This window comes from uncultured Pelagibacterium sp. (genome assembly GCF_963972885.1).
GTDB lineage: Bacteria > Pseudomonadota > Alphaproteobacteria > Rhizobiales > Devosiaceae > Pelagibacterium > Pelagibacterium nitratireducens.
In genome coordinates, this window is the sequence record NZ_CAXAXY010000005.1 from 51,506 (window position 1) to 74,682 (window position 23,177).

Here is a 23,177-nt window from a genome sequence, read left to right on the forward strand (position 1 = left end):
TGCAGCTTTTCCTGACCGCACACGAAAGTTGAGAGGCTTTGTGCATGGAAGAGGCAGATATCGGCCTTGTCGGGCTTGGGGTGATGGGTGAAAATCTTGCCCTCAACATTGCCGACAACGGCTACAAGGTGGCCGTTTACAACCGCACCGCTGAGAAGGTGGATGCGTTTCTGGCCAATGCCGGGGACCTGAAATCCAACGTGATGGGCAGCGGCGAACTGGCGACGTTCATTTCCATGCTCAAACGGCCGCGCTCGGTCATCATCATGGTCAAGGCCGGCGATCCGGTCGATCAGGTGATTGCCGAACTCAAGCCGCTGCTTTCCGAGGGCGATGTCATCATCGACGCGGGCAACGCCAATTACCACGACACCGTACGCCGCTTTTCAGAGCTCGATGGCACGGGCATCGGCTTTCTGGGCATCGGGGTGTCGGGTGGAGAAGAGGGTGCACGGCACGGCCCCTCCATCATGGTCGGCGGTTCGGAAGCCCAGTGGGACAATGCCGAGGCCGTCCTGACCGCCATTTCCGCCAAGTTCAATGGCGAGGCGTGTTGCGCCTATCTGGGGACCGGCGGGGCGGGCCATTTCGTAAAGACCATCCACAACGGCATCGAATATGCCGACATGCAGATGATCGGCGAGATTTACGGCATCATGCGCGACGGGTTGGCCATGAGCCCCGCCGAGTGTGCCAAGGTTTTCGAGGAGTGGAACAAGGGCCCCCTCGATAGCTATCTCATTGAAATCACCAGCCATGTGCTCAACGCCATGGACGATGAGTCCGGCAAGCCACTGGTCGAGGTCATTCTCGATGCGGCGGGCCAGAAGGGTACTGGCCGCTGGTCGGCCATCGAAGCGCTCAATCTGGGCGTGTCGGCCACCACGATCGAAGGTGCGGTTGCCGCGCGGTCGATTTCGGCGATGAAGGACGAGCGCGTCCGGGGCGAGGAAATCTACGGCGCGGGCGCCAAAGGCAAGGCGACCATTTCGCTCGAGGCGCTGGAAAAGGCGCTGCTGGCCGGAAAGATCGCAGCCTATGCGCAGGGCTTTGCAGTCATGGCCAAGGCGTCCGAGGACAATGGCTGGAACCTGCCGCTGGCCACCATCGCCAAGATCTGGCGGGCAGGCTGCATCATCCGGTCGCGGTTCCTTGACCAGATTGCCCAGGCGTTCGACAGCGGTGGGGCGGCCAATCTTCTGACCCAACCGGCCTTCATCGACATGATGAAGGACAGCAATGGCGCATTGCGGGCCGTGGTTGCCACCTGCGCGATCAATGAATTGCCGTCGCCCTGTCTTTCGTCGGCCCTGGCCTATTTCGATGCCTATCGCCAGGCGCGGGGCACGACCAATCTGACCCAGGGGCAGCGCGATTTCTTCGGCGCCCACGGGTTCAAGCGCTTGGACAAGGATGGCGATTTTCACCACACATGGCCGAGCCTGATCGGTCAATAACGAGAAGGCCGGGGCAACCCGGCCTTATTTGTTCGTGGTCTGAGCTGCACCTTCCGGCTCACCGTTGCCGTTCTCGTCCTCGGGCAGTTCGGTTTCGGGCGGATTGACCGCCTGGCCGCTTGGTTGGGCATAGCGCGGCTTTTCGCGCGCTTCATCATAGGGCCGGTGCGACAGGTCATAGCGAATGGCGGCGAAGATAAAGAGCGCCATGGCGCAGGCAATGATCAGTCCAGCCGCAAAGAACGGTGCACCGGGGAAGGTGAAGGGCCGCAGATCATTGTTGGTGAAAAAGGAAAACATCTGCGTCGCCGCGAGCGGCGCGATGATGGCGGTCAGCGAATTTGAGGCGTTGACCGCGCCCTGAAGTTCACCCTGCTGGTTGGCGCGGGCGTTGTTGGCCAAAAGTCCGGTGAGTGCCGGGGCCGCGACACCCGAAAAGGCGCCGACGACCAGGAAGGTCCACAAGCCCAGCTCGGTGTGGATCATCGAGACCCCGATAAAGGCGACCATGGCCAGCGTGAGCCCGATGATAACGGTGGCGGTAACACCGAGATAGCGGGTTGAAAATCCGACCAGAAGGGCTTGGCTCAGCGCGAACAGGATGCCGAATATGGCCAGCGACCGGCCAACCTGCGATGGCCCCCAGCCAAATTGCTCGATGGTGAAGAAGTTCCAGACATTGGGATAGGTCTGTCCGGCGAGCGAAAACAGGAAAACGCAGCCGAGCAGAACGAAGATCACCGGGGTATGGCGGAAGGCCCAGAGCGCGCCGAAGGGGTTGGCGCGCTTCCAGTTGAACCGGCGACGCCGGAATTTCGACAGGCTTTCGGGCAAAACGAAAAAGCCGAACACCACATTGGCGGCAGCCAGCGCCGAGGCCAGATAGAAGGGTGCGCGAGGCCCGAATTCGCCCAATTCGCCGCCGATCACCGGGCCCACGATAAAGCCCAGCCCGAATGCGGCCCCGATCAGCCCGAACCGTTGCGAACGCTTTTCCTGGGGCGTGATGTCGGCCACATAGGCCGTTGCCGTGCCCATCGCCGCGCCGCAGATGCCCGAGAGCACGCGGCCAACGAAAAGCCACAGAAGCGTGGGCGCCCAGGCCATGATGAGGTAATCGAGAGACAGTCCGACCAGCGAGAGCAGCAGGATCGGTCGGCGTCCCCACCGGTCGGACAGATTGCCCAGGATGGGGGAGAAGATGAACTGCATCGAGGCATAAACGAAGATCAGATAGCCGCCGATCTTGGCGGCATCGGTCATTCCTTCGTGCGACAGCTCGACGATCAGCCCCGGAAGCACCGGCAGTATGATGCCCAGCCCCACGATGTCGAGAAATACCGTGAGAAGGATAAATACGAGCGTCAGCTTGGACTGGGGATTAACGCGCATGGATTTTGGGTGCGGCCTTTGGACAAGCGTTCAGTTGGCATATCGGCGGTGGGAAAGGCAAGAACCAAGAAGCCGGTTCCGAGGCCTTCGATCAACTCTTTCCCGTTTGAATGGCATCATACCCATAAAGCCAGTCCAGACGCTTGAAATGTCCCTGGGGACCTTCAACCCTTATGACCGTGTTGCGGGCAAGCGAGAAGGGAAAGCCCATATGAAAGATTTTCCCGTTGCTGGCCGAGGCGTCCTGCACACGCTTTACCCGCTCCTGACGCAAGGCTGCAAAGCGGGAAAAGGCGTGCTCGGCGCTGGGCGAAGCGGCGAGCAGGGGCGCCAGAACCGCAGCGTCCTCTATGCCCATCGCCGCGCCCTGCGCCTGAAACGGCAGCATGGCGTGGGCGGCATCGCCGACAAGCCCGATAGGACCCTTGTGCCAGACGGGCGTTTCCACGCTCGAAAGGACCCAGGGTGTCCATTCTTCGCCCACTGAATCGAGAATGCGGGCCAAGCGCCTGTCCCTGCCGGGTTTTATCCGTGGTGCGCGGTGGTCGAGGACGGAAAGATCGCGCTCTTTTTCCTGCGTGAACAGCGCCAGGTTGACCGCGTTGCGGTGCGGCAATGGATAGACCACGAGGTGAAAATGGGGATTGAGCAGCAGGCTGGTGCGATTGAGGTCGAGGACATCTGAGAGCGCGTCGGGCGCAACCAGCGTCCGCCAGGCCACCTTGCCGGTGTATCGGGCGCCCGGACCGTCCAGATAGCGGGTTCGCGTGACCGAGCGGACGCCGTCGGCGCCGACAAAAGCGAAGGGCCTTGCCTTGCGGCTTTTCCCGTCCGGGTCCTGTGCGCTCACCGTCGGGGTGTTGGCTGAACTCTCGAGGACAAAATCGGTGACGGAAAAGACGATGTCGATATTGGCAAAGCGCCTAGCGGCGCTGTGGAGCACGTCGAGCAGATCGGCCCGATGCATCACGGCATAGGGCGCCCCGAAGCGTGTTTCGATGGCTCTGCCCAGCGTGAGGGTCTGCAGCGGCGTTTCCCTTCCATCGGGAAAGATGTCGATCCCTTCGGGTGCAAAGCTGCGTTCGGCTATCGCTTGAGAAAGCCCCAGGCTGTCGAGCACTTTTCGCGCGTTGGCGCTGATCTGGAGCCCGGCGCCGAATTCGGAAACCGCGGCATTGCGCTCGAGCACGACAACCTGCAGGCCGAATTTGGCCAGCGCCAGCGCAAGGGTCAGCCCGGCAATTCCAGCGCCGGCAATATAGACTGTGCGCGGAGCGCCCATGGCGCTCTAGGCGTGTTCGACCTCGAACACCGCGCTGGGCGGGTTGGCCGCACCATGGGGCAGGGCGGGGCTGAAGATATAGAGCGTCGAGCAATAGGGGCAGACGATCTCGGTGTCGTGGCCCATGTCGAGGAACACATGGGGATGGTCGAAGGGCGGCTTTGCGCCAACGCACTGGAATTCCTTGGCGCCGATCTCGATGCGGGCCAATCCTTCGGAATTGTGGAAGTGAGGAGTTCCGTGCTGTGCCATGAGAGCGACCATCCGGCTGGGCTTGTTTGAAATCGGGCGGACCATACCGATTTGGGCCGGTCATGGCCAGAGACATGTTGGCGCGGTTGGCGCTGCGGTGCGGGCTTGGTAAGAGAAGGCGATTTCAGAATCGAAAGAATCCCTTATGCCCGTTTTCCAATCCGAAGGTTTCGCGCTTGCCTACCAGGTTCACGGCGAGGGAAAGCCGATAATTGCCGTTCATGGCTTTGCTTCGAATGGAAACGTCAACTGGGTGGCGACCGGCTGGGTCGATGAGCTCACCAAGGCGGGTTATCAGGTCGTCACGCTGGACAATCGCGGTCACGGGGCGTCCGAAGAGATCTACGATCCATCGGTCTATGGCGCTCCGGACATGGCGCGGGACGTGGCCAATCTCATCGATCATCTCGGGTTCGATAAGGCCGCGCTGATCGGCTATTCGATGGGCGCGCGGATTAGCGCGTTCGTGTGCATCCAGAACCCGGAAAAGGTCGCCTGCGCCATCTTTGGCGGGCTGGGCGGCAATATGGTGCGCCCGATGCTCGACAGCGACGAGATCATCGCCGGGCTCAACGCGCCCACGCTGGCCGATGTCACCCACAAGACCGGGCGGCAGTTCCGCATTTTTGCCGAACATACAAAGAGCGATTTGAAGGCGCTTTCGGCCTGCATGGCCGGTTCGCGCACCAAAATGACCGAAGAGCAGGTCAGCCAGATTGCCGTGCCGGTTCTGGTTGCCGTGGGCAGCGAAGACGAGGTGGGTGGCGACCCCCAGGTGCTGGCCAATCTGATGGCGCATGGCGAAGCGCTGGTTATCGAGCGCCGCGATCACATGCGCGCAACCGGCGACCCGCAGTTCAGGCGGGGCGCGGTGGCGTTTCTGGCGCGGGTTTATCCCGCGTAAGGCAAAAGTGAACCAATTTGCCTCAGAACCCTTTGTTTGCGACAATGGGTTCGCCTATATGTGGCAATCGGAAAAAATCGCAGCGAGCGGAGAAGTCATGTCCTCGAGCGTCAAGAAGCCCGGCACCATCAAGGCCGTCGATCCCATATGGGATGCGATGACGGTCGAGGCCGAGCGCATTTGCGCCGACGAACCCTTCCTCACGCAACTGGCGATTTCGAGCATTCTCAATCATTCGAGTTTTGAATCGGCGCTGGCCCATCGGCTGGCCGCGCGGCTCGACCATTCCGACGTTCCGGCCGATCTTATCCGGCAGGCGTTCGATGAAATGCTCGAGAGCCATCCTGAAATCACCGCCTCGGCACGGGCCGATCTGGCGGCGACCCTGGAACGCGACCCGGCCTGCCACAGGGTCGTCGAGCCCTTCCTGTTCTTCAAGGGCTTTCAGGCCATTCAGACGCATCGTTTTGCCCATGCGCTGTGGAACACGGGGCGTCGCGATTTCGCACTCTATCTGCAAAGCCGGTCCAGCCAGGTGTTCCAGACCGACATCAACCCAGCCGCCCGGATCGGCAAGGGCATCATGCTCGATCACGCCACCGGCTTTGTCGTGGGCGAAACGGCGGTGATCGGCGATCATGTCTCGATTCTGCATTCGGTGACGCTGGGCGGCACCGGCAAGGCCGATCAGGACCGGCACCCCAAGATCGGCAATGGCGTGCTCATCGGGGCAGGAGCCAAGATTTTGGGCAATATCAAGGTTGGCGATTGCTCACGCGTCGCCGCCGGCTCGGTGGTGCTCAAGGAAGTGCCCGAGCGCACCACGGTGGCCGGTGTGCCGGCCAAGGTGGTTGGCGAAGCCGGTTGCAACCAGCCGGCGACGGTCATGGACCAGATCGTCATGGTCCCACGCGACTGACAGCGTGTGCAGCGGGGAAAAATCATCCCCGTTCTTGCGTTTGGGGCCATGATGGCTAAAGTCGCGCCGACCTCAAAACGACTGTAATCGATAGCGTTCCAGCGGTGGGCATTGGCTTCGCCGAGCGATAGCGCGCAATGGAGACTTTTTGTGAAGCACGAAGAAATCATCAAGCTGCAGAAATACCTGCAACACAAGTTCGGCAACCGCTCCATCGATGTTCGCCCCCGCCCCAAGCAGGACGACTCGGTCGAACTCTACCTGGGCGATGAATTCATCGGTCTGATCTATCTCGATGAAGACGAGGGGGAACGGTCTTACATGGTGCAGATTTCGATCCTCGATATCGATCTCGACGAAGTCAGCTAATCGGCTGCAAATAAAAAGTGAATTTTGAAAAGGCTTCCCGTTCGGGGAGCCTTTTTGCATTTCGGCCGTTTGCCGTGCATGCTTCCCGTCAGGGGGATTTGTTTGCGGGCTAACAAAGGGAGGCTCCAATGGAAGCCTGGGCCGAGCGGTTGGGTCTGAGGACGGACCCGACGATATTTTTCGTTTCAGCGGGACTTACTGTCATTTTCGTTCTTTTGCTGGTCGTTGTTCCCGAACCGATCGGCAATTTCTTTGAGGTAACCCGTGCCTGGATCGTTACCAATCTGGGCTGGTTTTTCATTCTCGGCGTCAATGCCTGGCTGGGGTTTTTGATCTGGGCCGCCGTCAGCCGGCACGGCCATATCAAGCTTGGCCCGCGCGACAGTACGCCCGACTATTCCAATCTCTCATGGTTCACCATGCTGTTTGCCGGCGGCATCGGCACGGTCCTCATGTTCTGGGGCGTGGCCGAGCCGATCAGCCATTTTTCAAGCCCGCCGATGGCGGGTGTCGAGCCGTTCAGCGAACAGGCGGCCAAGGACGCGATCTCGATCTCGATCTATCATCTTGGCCTGCACACCTGGACGATTTTTACGCTGCCCGGTCTGGCCTTCGGCTATTTCATCAACCGCTATAGCCTTCCGGTGCGGGTGAGCTCGGTGTTTTATCCCCTGCTCAAGGACGGCATTCACGGCCCCATAGGCAAAGCGATCGATATCGCCTCGATTCTCGGCACGCTTTTCGGCGTGGCGGTGTCTCTCGGCCTCGGGGCCTCGCAGATTTCGGCTGGCATTTCCGCTTTGACCGGGATGGCCGACGATGTGCCGTTGACGGTGGGGATCCTTGTGGTGCTCACCGCCGTCGCGGTCGTTTCGATCGTTGCCGGTCTCGACAAGGGCGTGAAGTTGCTCTCCAACCTCAATATCGGCATGGCCGTGGGGTTGATGATCTTTGTTCTGGTGACCGGCTCGACCCTGTTTCTGTTTCGGGCGATCGTCGAGACGTTCGGGCTCTATTTCTTCAATCTGCCCAGGCTGGCGTTCTGGAACGACATGTTGGCCAATATCAATCCCACCAACGACCCGTGGGGCTGGCAGGGTGACTGGACGGTCTTTTACTGGGCCTGGACAGTGACCTGGTCGCCGTTCATCGGCCTGTTCGTGGCCCGCATTTCGCGGGGGCGGACGATTCGCGAGTTCGTGTTCGGCGTACTTCTGGCGCCCTCGCTGTTTACCCTGATCTGGTTTGCGATCTTTGGCTGGCAGGCCATGGAAATCGACGGCATCGGTCTGGCGCTGCGCGAGCAGATGGGGCCGGCTGCCGGCGAATTGAGCCGGGCGGTCGGTGAATCGGTGCCGCTGGCGATGTTCGCCTTTTTCGAGCATTTCCCCTTGGCCACCCTCGTGCAGGGCATCGCCATCGTCGTCGTTGCCATCTTTTTCGCAACGTCTTCGGATTCGGCCTCGCTCGTGGTCGATATGCTGTGCACGGGCGAGGCTGAGCCCGGCCCGGTGCACCAGCGCGTGTTCTGGGGCGTGGCGGAAGGAATGGTGGCCGTGATGCTGATCATCCTGGCCGGCGATCTGGGCCTGACGGCACTGCAGCAGGTGATTACGGTGGTCGGGCTGCCGATCTTCTGTCTGGTGTTCATGATGATCCCGTCGATCATCATGGGTTTCCAGATCGAAGACATCGACCACGTCACTGTGGGCCGACGGCCCAAGCTCGACCAGTTCTAGAAATATGCGGTCTTGAAAAGCTATTTTCGGAGAGGCGTCAGCGCCTCTTCGATACGGCTGTCAAAGCTGCGCCAGTTGTCCAGCGCTGCCGGATCGAAAGCCACGATTGCCGTGTTGCGATCGGAAAGGGTCAGCACGCGCAGGCAGGTTCTGTCGCCGATTGTCATGGCGACCGGCGTCATGCATTTGGCCACGAAGGGGTTGGCCGTCAACGGGTCATACCAAACCGTCTCGCCCGACGTTCCGGCGTCGAGTTCGAGGGGCTTGCCGACAAGTCCGGGAACACCCGAAAGCTGGGTTGCTGCAAACTGGTGCAGATAGACGCTGTCGAGCAGCGCCGCGCTGGTGCGCATGCGTCCGCGCGGCATGATGGTGATCGCGACTTCGCTCAGCTTCCCGTTTTCGCCCAAGGGCAGGGCCAGGGTCAAATCCATCCGCTCGGCAAAACCGTCGCGGCGCTGGATCGGATCGGCCATCAATGCGGCGGGTATCGCGTAACGCTGGGCGCCGATGGTGACGATGTGACTGGCCGAGGGTTCGGCGGCTGCGGCGTCGGCGGCCATCGAATCGAGCCAGCTTCGCGCGCCATAGGCAGCTCCCAGGCCCGCCATGGCCACAATCAGCCCGACAGCAATCACCGTATAGAGCGCAGAGCCCGCCGTACGGGCAGGCAGGATGTCTCGGCGGGTGTCCGAAAGGCTGTTCACATTAACCATAGATGCGCGTGAGCAATGACAACCAGTTTGGGGGCACTTATGCTTAATAAATCGTAAAGTCGGCAATCTGCGCCGCCCCGGCGCCGGAGGAAAGCGTGACGCATCTTATTTTGGCGCTGTTTCTGATCGCCGTGGGCATGAGCGTTGCCGGCACCGGCACCCATCTCTACCAGCAGGTTGCCCGCAAGGTGGCCGAGTTCCGCGTCGAGGGCGCCAACGCGCTCGAGAGCCTCGTCAATCTGTTCGTGATGTTTATCTGCGGTCCCTACATGATGCTCAGGCTCGGCATGCGCGCCGACGCGAGCGGAAGGGCCTCCACCGTCAACGTGATGCTTGCTGCGGTCATCGCGTTCGGCTGGAGTTTCGTGACCGGAATGATGGTTGTGGGCACCTATATCTCGGTTCTCAAGGCCGCTGCCTGACGCCATGCGTCCGGCGCATGGCAGTAATGCCTTGCGCTCGGGCACCGTTTCCGGTCAAACGTGGACCCACGAACCCCGGACCCGGTGAAACCCCGGGTGGCTCTTCCGGCCGCCGATCCGCCGGACAACTAAATCAAGTTTCCAGCTCTCCTGGACCGGAGTATTTCGCTCCGCTGGTTTGGTTCTCAAAACATTCGGAAAATAAATGACCTCATTGACCGCCTATCGCGCGCAGTGGTTTGGCAATGTGCGCGGCGATCTTCTGGCCGGCCTCGTTGTTGCTCTCGCGCTCATTCCCGAAGCCATTGCGTTTTCAATCATTGCCGGGGTCGATCCCAAGATCGGCCTTTATGCATCGTTTTCAATTGCCGTCATCACCGCTATCGCCGGCGGACGTCCGGGGATGATCTCGGCAGCGACCGCGGCAACCGCCGTTCTCATGGTCACGCTGGTGCGCGATCACGGGCTGCAATATCTGCTTGCCGCAACCGTTCTGGCCGGGCTGTTGCAGATCGGCATGGGTGCGCTCAAGCTGGGCAATCTCATGCGGTTCGTCTCGCGCTCGGTGATGACCGGGTTCGTGAACGCGCTTGCGATTCTCATATTTCTTGCCCAGATTCCCGAGCTGACCGGTGTTCCGCTGTTGACATATGTGCTGGTCGCGGCCGGCCTGGGCATCATCTACCTGTTTCCGATGCTGACCAAGGCCATTCCCTCACCGCTGGTCTGCATCGTGGTTCTGACGGTACTTTCGATTTTTCTTGGTTTCGACGTGCGCACTGTCGGCGACATGGGCGAGTTGCCCTCGACGCTGCCTGTGTTTCTGATTCCGGATATTCCGCTAAACCTCGACACGCTCATGATAATCCTGCCCTATTCGGCGGCAGTGGCTGTGGTCGGTTTGCTCGAATCGCTGATGACGGCGCAGATCGTCGATGACCTGACCGATACCCCCTCGGACAAGAACCAGGAGTGCATCGGGCAGGGGCTGGCCAACACCGCTACGGGCTTTATCGGCGGCATGGCGGGCTGCGCGATGATTGGGCAGTCAATCATCAATGTGAAATCGGGGGGTCGCGGGCGGCTTTCATGCTTTGCAGCGGGCGTGTTCCTGCTGTTCATGATCGTGGTGCTTGGAGACCTTGTGGCCCGCATCCCGATGGCCGCACTGGTTGCGATCATGATCATGGTATCGATCGGCACCTTCTCGTGGTCCTCGATTCTCAACCTGCGCACCCATCCGCGCTCGTCCTCGATCGTGATGATCGCAACGGTCGTGACGGTGGTCTACACCCACAATCTGGCGATCGGCGTTCTGGTTGGGGTGTTGCTGTCAGGGATCTTTTTTGCCTGGAAGATCGCCCAGCTCTTCGTTGTGCGCTCGGAGATTTCAGAAGACGGACGCCATCGCACCTATGTTGTCGAGGGGCAATTGTTCTTTGCTTCGGCCGACGATTTCATGGCAGCCTTCAACTTCAAGGAGGTGCTTGAAACCGTCACCATCGACGTCAGCCGTGCCCATATCTGGGATATTTCGAGCGTTGCCGCGTTGGACATGGCGGTGCTCAAATTCCGGCGCGAGGGGGCCACGGTCGAGATCATCGGTCTCAACGAAGCCAGTGAAACGATCGTCGACAAGCTGGCTAGCCACGACAAGCCGGGCGCCGTCGACAAGCTCATGGCACATTAGGGAGGCAATAATGGGAAACAAACTTGTCGCGCTGGTCGATGGCTCGGTCTATTCCAAAAGCGTTTGTGAAAATGCGGCCTGGCTTGCAACCCGGTCGGGCCAGCCGGTCGAGGTGCTCCATGTGCTGGGCCGGCGGGACGTGCCGGTCACCGACCTGAGCGGATCGATTGCGCTGGGTGCGCGTTCGGCGTTGTTGGCCGATCTGGCAGACCTCGACGAACGCCGGGCCAAGCTGTCTCAGCAGAAGGGCAGGGCGATCCTTGAGGATGCCCAATCGATACTGACGGACGGGGGCGTGGAGGCGGTCTCTACCCGTCTGATGAATGGCGATATCGTCGAGACGTTGAGCGATCTCGAAAAGGATGCCGAACTGCTGGTCATCGGCAAGCGCGGAGAGGGTGCCGATTTCGCCAAGCTGCATCTGGGGTCAAATCTCGAGCGTGTCGTGCGGTCGTCCAAGCGTCCGGTATTTGTGGCAGCCAGGAGCTTTGTCGATATCAAGACGGTGCTTGTCGCCTTCGATGGCGGGCCGAGCGCCATGAAGGCCGTGGATTATATCGCCACCAGCCCGATCTTTGCAGGTGTGTCCATTCGCCTGCTCACCGTGGGCAATGAAAGCGGAGACGCATGGGCCAAGCTTGAGGCCGCCAAGGCCAGGCTTGCCACAGCCGGCCTCGACGTCACCGCAGACATTCAGGCCGGGCAAGCCGAAACGGTTATTACCCGGGTCGTCGAACAGGACGGTGTCGATCTGCTGATCATGGGCGCCTATGGCCATTCGCGCATAAGGAGCCTGTTTATCGGCTCGACCACTTCGGAAATGATGCGGTCATGCAAGATCCCGGTGCTGCTGTTTCGGTAGCGCCAGCGAGCCAGAAAAATGCCGGCATTCGGGGAGGAATGCCGGCTCAGTGAACACTCCTGTCGGGGAGTGAGAACGGATGCCCCGGTGGCGGGGCAAATCTTTAGAGCGTGTCCAGCAAAAGTGGATACGGTTTTGCGGTTCGGACACGCGACAAAACAAGGGTTTAGAGCCAAGGATTTGAGTCAATCAAATCCTGAACGGCTCTAGTAACCGGCGGTTGCCGTCACGATTTCGTCACGGCCGTCGACAATATCGACCCACTGGCCGGAATGGGCCTGCGACTGGCGCTTGAGGTAGGTGTAGGGGGTGTCGGTCCAGAGCTTGATGAGCCCTTCCTGATTATCGAGCACAAGGTCGCCCCGGTCGGTGCGCACCATCAGCACCGCATGGCCTTCGCCATCGGGTTGCTTGACCACCGAGATCAGCAGATTGGCTGGGTTCCAGCCGCCCTCGATCAGCGCGGCGCGCTTGGCGAGGACAAAATCCTCGCAATCGCCATAGCCCGATGTGGGATAGGTCCAGAATTCCTCGGTGCCATAGAGGTCGCTGTCGCTCACGGCGGTTATGGTGGTGTTATAGTGGTTGTTGACGTCCTGAAGCTGGCGCCACAGATCGTCGCTAAGGGCCGCCGGTGCGGCCGCGGCCAGCGGCTGGCACTCATAGGGACGGCTCTGGCAGAATTCCATATGCCCGACCGGAATGGAGGTCGTGCCGGCCGAGACCTCGGCATAGGCGAGCTCGAGACGGCTTTCCTGGGCGAGCGCAGGTGCGGCAGCTCCGGCGGACGCGATGAGGGCGACAAGGCCCGAAATAAGGATCGAATTGTTTTTCATTATCGTAATCTCCCCGACGGAGACCACGATAGAGGGCGGCAATTGCCCTGATAGAAAAATTGCCGCGCAGTTTTTAAGCGTGTTTTATCGGGTTGTTTTACAGCCCGTTAGGCATGTTCTTTCCGGTATCGATTCAGCGCCGCGCGTAAAAGGCGTTGCCGCCCGCCACAAGCACATAATGCATGTTGCGATAGGGAAAGGTCAGCCCTGCGGTGTGGAAGTACATGGCGTCCTGCACGCCGGGATGGCGTTCACCGCGCAGCACGCGGGTTGCCATCTGCGCCGCCAGGTTGAGGCTGCGCTGTTCGGTCATCTGCCGCGACAGCACGCCATCGGCGAACTGGTTTTTCTGGCCGACCACGCCGCAGACATCGCTGGGGAACTGGTGGGAATTGGCCCGGTTCATCACGACCGTGCCCACGGCCAGCATGCCGTCCGGGCTCGAGCGGTTGGACTCGAAATACATGACGCGGGTCATGCATTCGTGCGGCGTTTTCGATCCGAACAGTCCGAACAGCGAAACGCAGCCGGAAAGGGAGGTGAGGGCGGCAAGGCTGACGGCAATCGCGGCAACCTTTTTTACGATACGCATGACTTTAGACCATCCAGAATACGCGGGTGGTTGCGCTTTCCGATCCCGCCCCCCAGCGACCGGTCCTGCGCATATAGGCGTAATATTAGGGCAGGCGGGTTAAGGATCGGTTCACTACAAAAATTTTGGAATTGATAATCAGTCCGATTGGTCTAAATTAAGATCAATTGGACTGATTCGGGATTCGGCATGGCAAGCTTCATCGAAGAGGCGCGGAAAAAGCAGATCGTGGAGGCAACCATCGTGGTGCTGGCCCATGAAGGATACGCGCGAGCCTCGCTGTCGCGGATCGCCAAACAGGCGGGAATTTCCAAAAGCGTCATCACCTATCATTTCGCCGGCAAGGACGAAATGTTCGAGGCGGTTTTCAACCATGTCTCGAAGGCGGCGGGGGCCTACATGACGCCGTTCCTCGAACAGGCACGAGATCCCGCCAGCCAGATTGCCGCCTATATCCGGCACCAGATCGCCTATATGCGCGATCATCGCGACGAGCTGCTGGCCATCGGCACGATAGCGATGAACCACGGCGGCCCATCGGGAGAGCCGGATTATATCGCGCGTTCGGCAGAAGAGGAGCGCGGCATCCTGACCACGCTGATTGCGGAAGGGCAGGCGGCAGGGCAGGTCCGGGGTGGCCTTGATGCGCAGTTCATGGCCGGGGTGATTTCCAAAGCCATCGAAGGCGGGCTCAGCGAATGGGCATGGCGCCCCGAGACCGATCTTTCGGCTTATGCCGACCAATTGGTCGAGCTTCTGGAGCGGGGCATGAGGGCCGATGCCGGTGGGTGATCGGGAAACTATCCTTTCTGGGCTCGAGTGGCGTCACGCGGCGGTGCCAACTGCCGTCCTTGCCATCTCGATGCTGGTCGTGGGTGGTGTTGTTGGCTCACAAGCCCTTGGGGCCGGACTGAGGTCCGTACTGCTTGTCGCTTTGATAGTGGGCGTCGCCTGGACGGCGCTGGCCTCGGTTGCATTGGCGAGGAACGAGACGCGCGGTGGTATCGCGCTGTTGCTTGTGGTGGCGCTTTTTGTGGTCAACCTTTTGCTGTTGACCTTGCCGCGCGTCGGGCCGTTCGCTGCGCTGGAATGGAACTGGCAGGGCAAGACGCTTGACCTCGTCTGGTGCCTCGGCGTCATCGCGTTGCTCTCGCCCGGTCTGCGCCGCGAAATCGGCTGGACATTGGAAACGCGGCCCGGAACGTTGCCCGTCGCCTTGATCAACATCGCCATTCTTGCTGCGGCCGGGTTCCTTTTCCTCGGCAGCGGCGTTTCCAGCGCTCCGGACGGCCTGACGGTCGAGCGCATGCTGTTCGATGTCACCTATCCCAATCTTGTCGAAGAAATCGTCTTTCGCGGCTTCATGCTGGCGCTGCTTGACCGCGCATTCGGTCTCCACTGGACTTTCTCTGGCGCGCGGATCGGGTGGGGTTTGGTGCTGACGGCGTGGCTGTTCGGCCTGGCTCACGGCATCGCCCTCGATGCCGACGGAATCGCATTTGATCCGGCCCTGCTGGCCGTCACGTTTGTGGCGGGGCTGGTGTTTGGCTGGATCCGGGCGCTGACCGGAAGTCTATGGCCCGCCAGTCTGGCACATATGGCGCCCGAGGTCGGGATTTTGCTCGCTCTGGCCCAGGCCTGAGTGCGTTGCCTCAAGGAGGACGAGAAATGACGAAGTTCGGATCGATTGGTTTGCGCATCGGCCTTTTGTGGCTGGCGGTCGTGGCCATCTGGCTTTTTTTGGGCTGGCTGCGCGATGCCGTCTGGGGATCAGGGTTTTCCGGGTATACACTGACCGGGCACATGATGAGCGCGGTGCTGGCGACGCTGTTCACTGTGCCATTGGTGATCCTGATGCAACGTGTGTTCGACAACGCACGACTCAAGGACATCGGCTTGTCGATCTCGGCCGACGCCATCCGCCCACTTCTGGTCGGCACCCTTGCATGGCTGGCGCCATTCGCACTCGGGCTGGGGATATGTCTGGCAACGGGTTGGGCCACGGTGACGCCAACTGTAAACTGGGCTGAAATACTTACGTTCCTGCCCCTGTTGGTCGTCCTGGTCTTCCTGTTCGAGGCCTTGCCTGAGGAACTGGTGTTCCGGGGCTATATCTACGGCCAACTCGCCTCCGGGATGAGCCGATTGTGGGCCGTGCTGATTCAGGCGGTTCTGTTTTCGGCCTGGGGTGCCGCGCTCTGGACAGTCTCCCTCGGCGCAGTACCCATGGACAGGATCGTCATGTTCTTTTTCATGGGGCTGGTTCTGGGCATGGTGCGCGTCGTGACCGGGTCGGTATGGGCCAGCATCGGCCTGCATGTTGCCTTCCAGACCGTGGCGCAATTGCTGCTCAACGAGACGCGCGGGCATTTCGCGATTGCAGGGACCGACATGCTCCAACTGGTGGCGCTGGGCGTCGTGCCGTTCTCGCTGGCGGCGATGATTTCTGAAATTTTCTACAAGGGCCCGCACGGCTGGATGGTGCGGGCTGGTAGATCCGTGATCAGTTGATCCGCAGGTTCTGCTGCACGACCGTCAGCATCTCCTGCACCGATGCAAATTCGACCGCGATGCCGTCGGAGAAATGCCGGACCACGCGGGCCCGCATGCGGCCGAGCGAGATGGGGGTGCCGAGCGCGGGGCGAACCTCGATTTCCACCGCAGCGCCCGAGAGCGAGATGTCGGTGATCTTGCAATTGTAGCGCCGTCCATCCTCGAGAACGATGGATGAGTGGCGAATGTCGGGCACCACGCGCTCGTGACGCCGGTCCTCGGGCAGGTTCAGGATGTCCTTGTTGGCCAGCCAGGTCAGCTGAGCCGCCATCTTGTCGCGCCTGCGGGCCGAGGCGACGATATCCATGTGAAATCCGCCATCGATCAACTCAAAGATCGTGCCTTCGACGCGGCCCAGATAGTCGAGATAGATGATGACCTTTTCTCCGACCTTGCCGGAGACCGGAGCAATGACCATAGCGTCGCCGGGCGACATTTCGATGATCTGGCAGGGAAACTCGCGACGATCGGCCAGCATGTAACGGCCAAGCACGGAGACCTGAACACGTTGGAAACGGTCTGCATCTTCGCGCGGAAGAACGTCAGCCAGCGTCGTCCGAAGCGTTGTATCTTCGCTGAACATGTTGCGCGCCGCCCTGTTGCCTGTCGGTTTTCATACCAACAATATGCGCAATAGCGTTAACGGACGGTAAGGGTGGCGATGTTTGAACCGCCCGTTAGAGCGTGTCCAGCAAAACCATGTCCTCGACGCGATCGGGGATGGTAACGGTTTTGCGGTTCGAACACGCGCCAAAACAAAGGCTTGGAGCCAAGGATTTGAGCCGATCAAATCCTGAACGGCTCTAGTTCTTTCCGCCGTCGATAACCGAGAGGTGCGCGTAGCGGCGGGCCGAGTAGCCGGCGACGGTTGCGGGCATGGGGGTGGAGGGCCCATCGTTCATTGCCGCGGCGATGTCGTCGAGCATGGCGCTGCGATACCCTTCGGGGGTCACAGTGTCCTTGTCGTCGGGCCAGATCAGCCGCAGGCCGGTAATGCGCTGGTCGACGATAGGGTGGATGCCGAGCCAGTAGGGTGCGTCGAGCGCCGAAAGGCCACCCATCATCCGCGACGTCGTGACGCCGTTGTGCCGGAGCGGGAACAGCGCCATCTCGAATGAAAGCTTTTCGCCGCGTTCAGTACTGCCCTCGAATGTCACCAGGGCCACCGCATGGTCCTCGGTTACCGCCCGCATCAGCGTTTCGAGCGCGTCGTGATCGCGCACCGACCACAGGGCCGAGAAGGGCCGGGACTTGAGTTCGCGGCAATAGGTGGCGCAGATATGGGAGCCGGCAAGCCGGAAATTGAAATCGAGCCCGTCGCCGGATTCGAGGATGAAGGTGTGGGCCAGCGCATCGCGAATCCGTGTAGGATCGATGTCCCGGCGCTCGGGCGTGGAGCGGGCACCGCGGATTTCGTTCCAGTAGGAGTAGAGCGTTTTCGTCGAGCGCTGTTGCATACCGGCAGACCTTAACAATACGATGCGCGGCTCGTGATGAGCTCCCGCCAAGACAACGTTACATTGCCAAATCGGCTGCGTAAAAGCGCTCTTAAACAATCATTAAGGTTAATTTCCACCGGCCCGGTGTGGATAAGCCGCCAAGCCGGTACACCGCCGCTGCAAGACAAGGGAAAACCCGATGGCCGATACGCCGCAAGAGCCGCAACGCGAGCCGATTTTCAACGTGCCGGGCGTCATCATGGTCCTGATCGGGCTGATGTGGGCGGTTCACATTGCCGCCGATCTGGCGCTCGATGAATACGGCCTTGGCAATCTGCGGATCTGGTTCGCGTTTATCCCTGACCGGATCACCAACGGCGCCGCGTGGCAGGGTGGGGCGCTGCCGCTGCTTTGGACCGGCTTTACCCACGCGTTCCTGCATGTCGATTACATGCATCTGCTGGTCAACACCGCCTGGCTCATGGTGTTTGGGACGCCGGTGGGACGGCGCTATGGCACGGCGGGCGTGCTGATCGTCTTCCTGCTCGGAGCGCTGGCCGGCGCTATCGTCCAGTCGATTGCCCTGATGTTTTCTGTCAATCAGTTCGCCGTGCTGCTTGGCGCCTCCGGTGGTGTATCGGCACTCACCGGGGCCGCGATGCGGTTCATTTTCGAGCCCATAGTGGTCGGCCATGATTCGGAAACCGGCGAGCCGGTGGCGCTTGGGCGCCGGACGTCTACACTTGCCGGCGTGTTCGCCAATTCGCGCAGCCGGACCTTCATCATCTTCTGGTTGGGGCTGAACCTGCTGATCGGCTTTGCCCCCTTCATCCTGGGCGCCAGTGTCGCCATTGCCTGGGAAGCCCATATCGGCGGGTTCGTCGCGGGGCTCTTGCTGCCTTCGGTTCTCGACAGATTCGCGCGGCGCAATCAGCGCCCGTAAACCTCTTTAGGGTCGAACAGCGGCGCCTCGCCCGTATCGCTGAGCCCGACTTCGCCCTCGGTCATTTCGACCCGACGGTAAAAGCAGCTCTTGTGGCCGGTGTGGCAGGCCGCCCCGTGCCCTGTTTGCCTGACGATCACCATAAGCGCGTCCTGGTCGCAATCGGTGCGCAGTTCCACTAGTTCCTGGAGTTCGCCCGAGGTTTCGCCCTTTTTCCAGAGTTTCTCGCGCGAGCGCGACCAATAGGTCGCGTGGCCGGACCGCAGCGTTTCGGCAATCGCCTCGGCGTTCATGTGTGCGACCATGAGCACCTCATTGGTGCCCGCCTCGATGGTCACGGCGGTCACCAACCCGTTCGCGTCGAATTTCGGCGCGAAGATGGGGCCCGCTTCGATATCGGTCTTGGATAGGGTTTGGGGGTCGGTAAACTGTGTCATGGCGCGGTCTTTACCCGATGACCGCGCCTCGCGAAAGCGTCTATCGCCCGGCGCGGATGAGGGCGAAGAAGCGGTCCTGTTCCTGCCGATCCTCGGCAAAGACCCCGGTGAAGCGGTGGGTAACCGTGGACGAGCCGTGCTTTTTGATGCCGCGCATCGACATGCACATATGTTCGGCCTCGAGCATCACCGCAGCCCCGCGCGGGTTGATGGCTTCGTTGATCGCCTCGATGATCTGGGCGGTGAGGTTTTCCTGGGTCTGCAACCGCTTGGCGAAAACGTCAGTCACCCGAGCCAGCTTGGAAAGGCCCACCACCCCGTCATGGGGCAGATAGGCGATATGGGCCTTGCCGACGAAGGGCACCATGTGGTGTTCGCAATGGGAATGGAACGGGATATCGCGCACCAGTACGATGTCGTCATAGCCGCCGACCTCGGTGAAGGTGGTTTCGAGAACCGCTTTGGCGTCTTCCTCGTAGCCAGCGAAAAATTCGCGATAGGCGTCGGCGACGCGGCGCGGCGTGTCGATCAGGCCTTCGCGCTCGGGGTTGTCCCCGGCCCAGGCGATCAGCGTGCGGACGGCGGCCTCGGCTTCCTGGCGGCTGGGGCGTTCGATCACGCGGTCGAGCGCGGTCGGCGCAGGCTTGGGCTTTACGTTCATGTCCATGAAGGGTGTCCCCTTGAAAATCGACGGGCGCTTATCTGCCCCTTATACGCCGACGGATTGAATCTGGACCAATTGCGTTTGCAGCCCGTGACGACGCTCCTTATATAGGCGGGACGTGCCGGTCGACAAGAAAACAGATTGGCAAATTTGAGTGAACAACAGGGTCCGGCGACCCACAATCGGCCCGAAAAATGGAATTTTCCGACCTTTACAGCAATCGGATCCTCGAAATCGCCGGTGCAGCGCGCCAGATGCCGCGACTCGAAAGCCCCGATGCCACGGCGCGAAAAGTGTCGCGCGTGTGCGGCTCGGTGGTCGAAGTCGATCTCGAGCTCGATGAGGGGCGGGTTGTAGCCTATGGCGCGACCGTCAACGCCTGCGCGCTCGGCCAGACCAGCGCGGCCATCGTCGCCGAGCGGATCGTCGGCTCGACGCCGGCCGAACTTCGCGCGGTCCGCGACCAGATGACCGCCATGCTCAGGGCGGACGGCCCTCCGCCCAACGGAAAATGGGACGATTTGAAATATCTCGAACCGGTTCGCGCCTTTCCGGCCCGCCATGCCTCGACACTTCTGGTGTTCGAGGCGGTGGTCGAGGCGCTCGAGCGGGCCGGGGCGTGATGGATCGGGTCTGGGCGGTCATCGACTGGCCGTTTAAATGGACGGCTTATCTCCTGATCCAGGCCTATCGCTACACACTTTCGGCGCTCGTGGGCCGCAATTGCCGCCATGCGCCGACCTGTTCGGAATTCACCCGCGACGCCATTTTAAGGCACGGCTTCTGGCCGGGCGGCTGGATGGGGGCAGGGCGCATCTGGCGCTGCCGCCCTGGTGGCACGCACGGCTACGATCCGGTGCCCGACGCGCTGCCGAATGGCGCGCGCTGGTATCTGCCATGGCGCTATGGGCGCTGGAGAGGAAAAAAGAACGATGAGCACCCACCGCACGCTTGAGGGCTCGTGTCTTTGCGGGGCCGTGACCTATGAGGTTGAGGATGCGTTCCGCTATGCGCTCAATTGCCATTGCACCGATTGCCGCAAAGCGACGGGGGGCGCGTTCAAGCCGATTGCCGGCATCGAGGCGGAAAAGCTCTCGATTACTTCGGGCGCCGACACTGTCCTGCGATATGGTGGCGATAGGCCAGAGGACTCCTATGACATCCACTGCGGGAAATGCGGTTCGCTGCTCTATTCGATCGTCCAGAAGGGCACGCGGGCCAATGTCTCGCTGGGCACGCTGACCGATGCCCCTTCGATCCGTCCCACAATGCACATTTTCGTCGGCTCGAAGGCGCCCTGGTACGAGATTACCGACGATCTTCCCCAATATGAGCGGTTTCCGTAAGCCTGTGCCGGATACCGCTGGCCATAAAGGGCTGGATTGACCGCCAATTCATGCTAATCAACCGCGCGCGCTCCAGTGCGCATTTCTTATGAACTCTTATGAACATCCGCTCGATTGTGAGCAGTTTTGGAGACCGACGATGATTAAGGTGACGTTCCCCGATGGTGCAGTGCGTGATTACGCAAAAGGCACCACCGGCACCACCATCGTCGAAGGCATCTCCAAATCGCTGGCCAAAAAAACCGTCGCCATGCGCTGGGACGGGGAATTGGCCGATCTCTCGAGTGAACTCGAGGCCGATGGTCGGATCGAATTCGTCTTGCGTGACGATCCCGCCGCGCTCGAGCTGATCCGCCATGACGCCGCGCATGTTCTTGCCGAGGCGGTGCAGGAGCTCTGGCCCGACACCCAGGTCACGATCGGCCCGGTCATCGAGAACGGGTTCTATTACGATTTCTATCGTGCCGAACCGTTCTCGGAGGACGATCTGCGCGCCATCGAAAAAAAGATGGAAGAAATCGTCGACCGTGGTGCTGAATTTACCCGCGAAGTCTGGGACCGGGACGAAGCCAGGAAGGTGTTCGGGGCCAAGGGCGAGCAGTTCAAGGTCGAGTTGATCGACGCCATTCCCGCCGACCAGCAGGTCAAGATCTACAAGCAGGGCCAGTGGTTCGACCTGTGCCGTGGGCCGCACATGCGCACCACCAAGGATGTCGGCAAGGCGTTCAAGCTGACCAAAGTGGCCGGCGCCTATTGGCGCGGGGACTCCAACCGCGAGGTTCTGAGCCGCATTTACGGCACCGCCTGGGCCTCGAAGGACCAGCTCGACGCCCATCTGCACATGATCGAAGAGGCCGAAAAGCGCGATCACCGCAAGATCGGCCAGGAAATGGACCTTTACCACTTCCAGCACGAAGCGCAGGGCTCGGTGTTCTGGCACCCCAAGGGGTTCGTCATGTACAATCAGATGGAAGAATATATCCGCCGCCGTCTGAATGCTTCAGGCTATAAGGAAATCAAGACACCTCAGCTTCTGGACAACAAGCTGTGGGAGAAATCGGGCCATTGGGGCAAGTTCCGCGAGAACATGTTCGTTGTGCCCGACGAGACGCCCTCGACCGAAGGCGATCAGCCGGAAATTTCGGCCGATGCCAACCTGCTGGCCCTCAAGCCCATGAACTGTCCGGCCCATGTTCAGGTGTTCAACCAGGGTATCAAATCTTACCGCGATCTGCCTTTGCGGCTTGCCGAATTTGGCTGCTGTCATCGCAACGAGGCGCATGGCGCCTTGCATGGGTTGATGCGCGTGCGCCAGATGACCCAGGACGATGCCCATATTTTCTGCCGGGTCGATCAGATCCAGGCCGAAACCGAAAAGTTCTGCGCGCTGCTTGATTCCGTTTACGAGGACATGGGCTTCACCGAGGTCAAGATCCTGCTCGCAACGCGGCCTGAAACCCGCGCCGGCGACGACAGCGTCTGGGACCTTGCCGAAAAGAGCCTGGGTGATGCCCTCAAGGCCACGGGTCGTGGTTTCGAGATCGCGGAAGGCGAGGGGGCGTTTTACGGTCCCAAGCTCGAATTTCATCTCAAGGACGCCATCGGGCGCTCCTGGCAGTGTGGCACATTGCAGCTCGATTTCGTGATGCCCGAGCGTCTCGATGCGTCCTATGTGGCTGAGGATGGATCGCGCCAGCGCCCCGTCATGCTGCACCGGGCGATCCTTGGATCGCTGGAGCGGTTCCTGGGCATGATGATCGAAAGCTATGCTGGCCGCATGCCGCTCTGGCTGGCGCCCGTGCAGGTGGTGGTGGCGACCATCGTTTCCGATGCTGATGATTATGCCAATCAGGTCGTGGCCGATCTGCGCGCGCAAGGCATTCGGGCGGAAGTCGACACCCGCAATGAATCGATCAACTACAAGGTGCGCGAGCACTCGGTCGGCCGGGTGCCTTTCATCTTCGTGGCTGGCCGCCGCGAGGCCGAGGAAAAGACGGTCTCGATCCGGCAGTTGGGCAGCCAGGGCCAGACGGTAACACCGGTTGCCGAGGCGATCGCCGATCTGGCCGGGCAGGTAACCCCACCCGATCTCAAGCCCAAGGCCGCTTGAATTTCAAGGGCCGCGCACCGCGCGGCCCTTTGTTCTTGTATGCTCTCTCAATAGTCGCGTTCGACGCGAACGCCCGGAGCGCTATGCGCGAGGGCAGCAACGCCCGTGGATGACGACGGAGAGGATGGAGACGCGCGAGAAACTTTATCCCCGTCCTCTCCATCTCCCCCATACTGCCCTCACGAACCCGCGCAGATAGACGCAAGCGCAACGAACGTTTGGGCGGGATCGGTTCGGGTTCCATGCGGGTCGC

Annotated in this window: 25 protein-coding genes, 1 pseudogene and 1 other annotated feature; of the genes and pseudogenes, 16 read left to right on the forward strand and 10 right to left on the reverse strand. The window is 60.8% G+C overall.

The window, feature by feature from the left end; all coding sequences use genetic code 11:
* Positions 1-44 precede the first annotated feature (44 nt).
* On the forward strand, positions 45-1,457 hold the full coding sequence (gene gndA, locus AACZ55_RS01925) for an NADP-dependent phosphogluconate dehydrogenase (protein WP_339642442.1): 1,413 nt from the start codon (positions 45-47) through the stop codon (positions 1,455-1,457).
* A 24-nt stretch (positions 1,458-1,481) separates the two neighbouring features.
* Here the strand turns inward: gndA and AACZ55_RS01930 are convergent, their stop codons facing one another.
* From AACZ55_RS01930 to AACZ55_RS01940, 3 genes are all read right to left on the reverse strand, one after another.
* Entirely contained in the window at positions 1,482-2,849 is a 1,368-nt protein-coding gene (locus AACZ55_RS01930; protein WP_339642445.1) for a TCR/Tet family MFS transporter, read from the reverse strand.
* Positions 2,850-2,940: 91 nt separating this feature from the next.
* Positions 2,941-4,131 carry an FAD-dependent monooxygenase gene (locus tag AACZ55_RS01935; protein ID WP_339642448.1) on the reverse strand — a complete coding sequence of 397 codons (1,191 nt, stop codon included), beginning with the start codon at positions 4,129-4,131 and terminating at the stop codon, positions 2,941-2,943.
* A gap of 6 nt (positions 4,132-4,137) precedes the next feature.
* The gene (locus AACZ55_RS01940) at positions 4,138-4,383 is read right to left on the reverse strand and encodes a zinc-finger domain-containing protein (RefSeq protein ID WP_338610252.1); all 246 of its coding nucleotides are present in this window, start codon (positions 4,381-4,383) and stop codon (positions 4,138-4,140) included.
* 145 nt (positions 4,384-4,528) lie between these two features.
* Here AACZ55_RS01940 and AACZ55_RS01945 point away from each other — a divergent pair, with 145 nt between their 5' ends.
* The 4 genes from AACZ55_RS01945 to AACZ55_RS01960 all read left to right on the forward strand — a co-directional run bounded on the left by AACZ55_RS01945 (position 4,529) and on the right by AACZ55_RS01960 (position 8,314).
* A complete protein-coding gene (locus AACZ55_RS01945; RefSeq protein WP_339642452.1) occupies positions 4,529-5,287 on the forward strand; it encodes an alpha/beta hydrolase in 759 nt (252 codons plus the stop codon).
* Between the two features lie 97 nt (positions 5,288-5,384).
* Positions 5,385-6,206, forward strand: a complete 822-nt coding sequence (cysE, locus tag AACZ55_RS01950; protein WP_339642499.1) for a serine O-acetyltransferase — start codon at positions 5,385-5,387, stop codon at positions 6,204-6,206.
* Between the two features lie 150 nt (positions 6,207-6,356).
* Positions 6,357-6,575 carry a DUF3126 family protein gene (locus AACZ55_RS01955; RefSeq protein ID WP_014130940.1) on the forward strand — a complete coding sequence of 73 codons (219 nt, stop codon included), beginning with the start codon at positions 6,357-6,359 and terminating at the stop codon, positions 6,573-6,575.
* Positions 6,576-6,703: 128 nt separating this feature from the next.
* A complete protein-coding gene (locus AACZ55_RS01960) occupies positions 6,704-8,314 on the forward strand; it encodes a BCCT family transporter (protein ID WP_339642455.1) in 1,611 nt (536 codons plus the stop codon).
* A gap of 20 nt (positions 8,315-8,334) precedes the next feature.
* Here AACZ55_RS01960 and AACZ55_RS01965 read toward each other — a convergent pair whose 3' ends face one another.
* The gene (locus tag AACZ55_RS01965) at positions 8,335-9,021 is read right to left on the reverse strand and encodes a hypothetical protein (protein ID WP_339642458.1); all 687 of its coding nucleotides are present in this window, start codon (positions 9,019-9,021) and stop codon (positions 8,335-8,337) included.
* 104 nt (positions 9,022-9,125) lie between these two features.
* Between AACZ55_RS01965 and AACZ55_RS01970 the strand changes: the two genes are divergently transcribed.
* The 3 genes from AACZ55_RS01970 (at position 9,126) to AACZ55_RS01980 (ending at position 12,004) form a co-directional block, all read left to right on the forward strand.
* Positions 9,126-9,452: a hypothetical protein gene (locus AACZ55_RS01970; protein ID WP_338610262.1), complete on the forward strand. Its 327-nt coding sequence runs from the start codon at positions 9,126-9,128 to the stop codon at positions 9,450-9,452.
* 74 nt (positions 9,453-9,526) lie between these two features.
* Positions 9,527-9,582, forward strand: a sequence feature (sul1 is cis-regulatory element that is thought to sense ions involved in sulfur or methionine metabolism; They are found in Alphaproteobacteria).
* A gap of 75 nt (positions 9,583-9,657) precedes the next feature.
* Complete coding sequence (locus AACZ55_RS01975) at positions 9,658-11,142, forward strand: SulP family inorganic anion transporter (RefSeq protein WP_339642461.1); 1,485 nt, start codon at positions 9,658-9,660, stop codon at positions 11,140-11,142.
* Between the two features lie 10 nt (positions 11,143-11,152).
* Positions 11,153-12,004, forward strand: a complete 852-nt coding sequence (locus AACZ55_RS01980; protein WP_339642464.1) for a universal stress protein — start codon at positions 11,153-11,155, stop codon at positions 12,002-12,004.
* 206 nt (positions 12,005-12,210) lie between these two features.
* Here AACZ55_RS01980 and AACZ55_RS01985 read toward each other — a convergent pair whose 3' ends face one another.
* Positions 12,211-12,840 carry a transglutaminase-like cysteine peptidase gene (locus AACZ55_RS01985; RefSeq protein ID WP_338610267.1) on the reverse strand — a complete coding sequence of 210 codons (630 nt, stop codon included), beginning with the start codon at positions 12,838-12,840 and terminating at the stop codon, positions 12,211-12,213.
* A 136-nt stretch (positions 12,841-12,976) separates the two neighbouring features.
* Positions 12,977-13,432, reverse strand: a pseudogene (locus AACZ55_RS01990) (cell wall hydrolase); the annotation flags it as partial.
* A 189-nt stretch (positions 13,433-13,621) separates the two neighbouring features.
* On the opposite strand from AACZ55_RS01990, the gene AACZ55_RS01995 reads away from it, so the two are divergent.
* Genes AACZ55_RS01995 through AACZ55_RS02005 form a run of 3 tightly spaced genes read left to right on the forward strand, consistent with a single transcriptional unit; the run spans position 13,622 to position 15,943 of the window.
* Positions 13,622-14,224, forward strand: coding sequence for a TetR/AcrR family transcriptional regulator (locus AACZ55_RS01995; RefSeq protein WP_339642468.1), 603 nt, complete (start codon positions 13,622-13,624; stop codon positions 14,222-14,224).
* 43 nt (positions 14,225-14,267) lie between these two features.
* Positions 14,268-15,074: a CPBP family intramembrane glutamic endopeptidase gene (locus tag AACZ55_RS02000; RefSeq protein ID WP_339642471.1), complete on the forward strand. Its 807-nt coding sequence runs from the start codon at positions 14,268-14,270 to the stop codon at positions 15,072-15,074.
* A 26-nt stretch (positions 15,075-15,100) separates the two neighbouring features.
* Positions 15,101-15,943, forward strand: a complete 843-nt coding sequence (locus tag AACZ55_RS02005) for a type II CAAX endopeptidase family protein (protein ID WP_339642474.1) — start codon at positions 15,101-15,103, stop codon at positions 15,941-15,943.
* Here AACZ55_RS02005 and AACZ55_RS02010 read toward each other — a convergent pair.
* Complete coding sequence (locus AACZ55_RS02010; RefSeq protein ID WP_338610269.1) at positions 15,936-16,568, reverse strand: PilZ domain-containing protein; 633 nt, start codon at positions 16,566-16,568, stop codon at positions 15,936-15,938. The genes AACZ55_RS02005 and AACZ55_RS02010 overlap by 8 nt on opposite strands.
* Positions 16,569-16,788: 220 nt before the next feature.
* Entirely contained in the window at positions 16,789-17,442 is a 654-nt protein-coding gene (locus AACZ55_RS02015; RefSeq protein ID WP_338610271.1) for a PAS domain-containing protein, read from the reverse strand.
* A gap of 181 nt (positions 17,443-17,623) precedes the next feature.
* Between AACZ55_RS02015 and AACZ55_RS02020 the strand changes: the two genes are divergently transcribed.
* The gene (locus AACZ55_RS02020; protein WP_339642478.1) at positions 17,624-18,367 is read left to right on the forward strand and encodes a rhomboid family intramembrane serine protease; all 744 of its coding nucleotides are present in this window, start codon (positions 17,624-17,626) and stop codon (positions 18,365-18,367) included.
* Here the strand turns inward: AACZ55_RS02020 and hisI are convergent.
* Together hisI and folE are read right to left on the reverse strand one after the other, a co-directional pair.
* Complete coding sequence (gene hisI / locus AACZ55_RS02025) at positions 18,355-18,804, reverse strand: phosphoribosyl-AMP cyclohydrolase (protein ID WP_339642481.1); 450 nt, start codon at positions 18,802-18,804, stop codon at positions 18,355-18,357. The genes AACZ55_RS02020 and hisI overlap by 13 nt on opposite strands.
* 40 nt (positions 18,805-18,844) lie before the next feature.
* Complete coding sequence (gene folE, locus AACZ55_RS02030) at positions 18,845-19,471, reverse strand: GTP cyclohydrolase I FolE (protein ID WP_338610274.1); 627 nt, start codon at positions 19,469-19,471, stop codon at positions 18,845-18,847.
* A 191-nt stretch (positions 19,472-19,662) separates the two neighbouring features.
* On the opposite strand from folE, the gene AACZ55_RS02035 reads away from it, so the two are divergent.
* From AACZ55_RS02035 to thrS, 4 genes are all read left to right on the forward strand, one after another.
* Positions 19,663-20,091, forward strand: coding sequence for an iron-sulfur cluster assembly scaffold protein (locus AACZ55_RS02035; RefSeq protein ID WP_339642485.1), 429 nt, complete (start codon positions 19,663-19,665; stop codon positions 20,089-20,091).
* On the forward strand, positions 20,091-20,423 hold the full coding sequence (yidD, locus tag AACZ55_RS02040; protein ID WP_339642487.1) for a membrane protein insertion efficiency factor YidD: 333 nt from the start codon (positions 20,091-20,093) through the stop codon (positions 20,421-20,423). The genes AACZ55_RS02035 and yidD overlap by 1 nt, the downstream gene beginning before the upstream one ends.
* Positions 20,401-20,814, forward strand: coding sequence for a GFA family protein (locus tag AACZ55_RS02045; RefSeq protein WP_339642490.1), 414 nt, complete (start codon positions 20,401-20,403; stop codon positions 20,812-20,814). Before yidD ends, AACZ55_RS02045 begins: the two co-directional genes overlap by 23 nt.
* Before the next feature lie 139 nt (positions 20,815-20,953).
* Positions 20,954-22,924 carry a threonine--tRNA ligase gene (gene thrS / locus AACZ55_RS02050; protein WP_339642494.1) on the forward strand — a complete coding sequence of 657 codons (1,971 nt, stop codon included), beginning with the start codon at positions 20,954-20,956 and terminating at the stop codon, positions 22,922-22,924.
* The last annotated feature ends 253 nt before the right edge of the window (positions 22,925-23,177 follow it).